Source organism: Paenibacillus sp. 3LSP (assembly GCF_032465655.1).
GTDB classification, from domain to species: Bacteria; Bacillota; Bacilli; order Paenibacillales; family Paenibacillaceae; genus Fontibacillus; species Fontibacillus barengoltzii.
Genome location: NZ_JAWDJI010000026.1, coordinates 1 through 2,111 on the forward strand (window position 1 = coordinate 1; position 2,111 = coordinate 2,111).

Annotated in this window: 2 protein-coding genes; both read right to left on the minus strand. The window is 54.1% G+C overall.

The window, feature by feature from the left end:
• Positions 1-130: 130 nt before the first annotated feature.
• The gene (locus tag RW092_RS01295; RefSeq protein WP_016311073.1) at positions 131-355 is read right to left on the minus strand and encodes a helix-turn-helix domain-containing protein; all 225 of its coding nucleotides are present in this window, start codon (positions 353-355) and stop codon (positions 131-133) included.
• A gap of 118 nt (positions 356-473) precedes the next feature.
• Positions 474-1,964, minus strand: coding sequence for a glycerol kinase GlpK (gene glpK, locus RW092_RS01300; RefSeq protein WP_316009307.1), 1,491 nt, complete (start codon positions 1,962-1,964; stop codon positions 474-476).
• Positions 1,965-2,111 lie beyond the last annotated feature (147 nt).

The window sequence follows — 2,111 nt, forward strand, 5'->3', positions numbered from 1 at the left end:
CAAAAACGAGGCGGAAGGCCTCTCCCACCCCGAAATTTTATAAATTCTATAATGTCAAAAAAACCTTCCCTTTCCCCCTTGCGGGGTGAAAAAGAAGGCTTGCGGCTTTCTACGAACACGTAGTTCACCGTCAGATTTTCAGCTCCCCAAGCTTGATCAGCTCGACAACCGCCTGCGCGCGACCTTTGACATTCAACTTTTGCATGACGTTAGAAATGTGATTACGGACGGTTTTCTCACTAATAAACAGTTGCCCGGCAATGTCGCGCGTCGTTTTATCCTGCACGAGAAGCTCGAAGACCTCTCGTTCACGATTAGTTAACAGAAATTTGCTGTTACGATCGCTGCTCTTCAAAATGCGTCACCCCTCCTTGCTCGGGTTTTGTGGTTTAACAAGGTTCAGGGATACAGTCAACACATCTTATGAAGAAACAGGGTTAATGGTGCGGTGCCGTATAGAAATGGGCGGCCCGTTATTTGAAGGCCATCGCGGCCTGAACCGCTTTCAGCCAGCCTTGGTAGAGCGCTTCCCGTCTAGTCTGCGGCATCGTTGGGATAAACCGGCGTTCCAGGCGTTTGCACTGCGCGACTTCATCCATATCGCTCCAGTAATCAACCGCGAGACCCGCCAAAAAGGCCGCGCCCAACGCCGTCGTTTCGCCAATCGCCGGACGTTCTACAGGAACTCCAAGAAGGTCGCTTTGGAACTGCATCAGAAAGTTGTTTGCCACCGCGCCGCCATCCACTTGCATGGACCGAACAGCATACCCGGCATCCTGCTCCATCGCGCCAAGAACGTCTTTGGTCTGGTAAGCCAGCGCCTCAAGCGTCGCCCGGATAAAATGCTCCTTCGTCGTTCCCCGCGTCAAGCCAAATACCGCACCGCGAACCTCGCTGTCCCAATACGGGCTGCCGAGACCGACGAAGGCCGGAACAACGTAGACACCTTCCGTGGAGTTCACGCGCGATGCATACATCTCGCTGTCTTTGGCGTTCCGGAACATGCGCAACCCGTCGCGCAGCCACTGAATCGCCGAGCCGGACACAAAGATACTGCCCTCAAGAGCGTACTCCACCTTTCCGTTTAAGCCCCAGGCCAAGGAGGTAATCAGCCCGTGCTCCGATACGACAGGGGTGCTGCCGGTGTTCATCAGCATGAAGCAGCCGGTTCCGTAAGTTGTTTTGACCATCCCTGGTTGGAAGCAAGCTTGCCCGAACAGAGCTGCCTGCTGGTCTCCGGCCGCCCCTGCGATCGGCACCTCCTCCCCGAAGAAGTGATACGGAACCGTGGTGCCATACACTTCGGAGGAGGATTTCACCTCAGGCAACATCGCCTTTGGGATATCCAGCAGAGCAAGCAGTTCATCATCCCAGGTCAGCTCGTGGATGTTGTACATCAGCGTCCGCGAAGCGTTAGAATAGTCCGTGACATGCAAGCGTCCGCCGGACAGCTTCCAGATAAGCCACGTATCGATGGTGCCGAACAGCAACTCGCCCTTCGCCGCCCGCTCCCGTGAGCCTTCGACATGGTCGAGGATCCACTTGACCTTGGTTCCAGAAAAATAAGGATCGAGCAGCAACCCCGTTTTGGCTCGGATCAAAGCGTCATGGCCAGCATTCCGCAGTTCCTCGCAAATGGCGGCCGTTTGCCGGGACTGCCAGACGATCGCCGGGTATATCGGAGTGCCGCTGTCTTTTTCCCAGACGACCGTCGTTTCCCGCTGGTTCGTAATTCCGATTCCGGCAATTTGCCGCGGCTTGATCCCGGATTCTGATAAGCAGGAAGCGATCACTGACAGGACCGAGCCCCAAATCTCGTTAGGATTCTGCTCAACCCAACCGGGTTCGGGGAAGTACTGTGGAAATTCTCGCTGTGCTGAATGAACAATCTCCCCTTGCCGGTTAAAAAGAATTGCCCGCGAGCTCGTTGTGCCTTGATCCAAGGCCAAGATATATTTTTCCATGGAACTCCTCCGTTTCGGTTTGATGAAATAACGCTTACATTCTTATGTCTATCATAACCCGGCAACTTACGTGTACGCTATCAGAACAGGAGATAAGAAAAACGCCTGGCGGCGTCCTTTTAAGTTCGTTCAACTGAGTTCATACGT

Bases quoted from the DNA above. Each gene is read 5' to 3' on its own strand.
- glpK (WP_316009307.1), bottom strand. From the start codon at position 1,964: ATGGAAAAATATATCTTGGCCTTGGATCAAGGCACAACGAGCTCGCGG.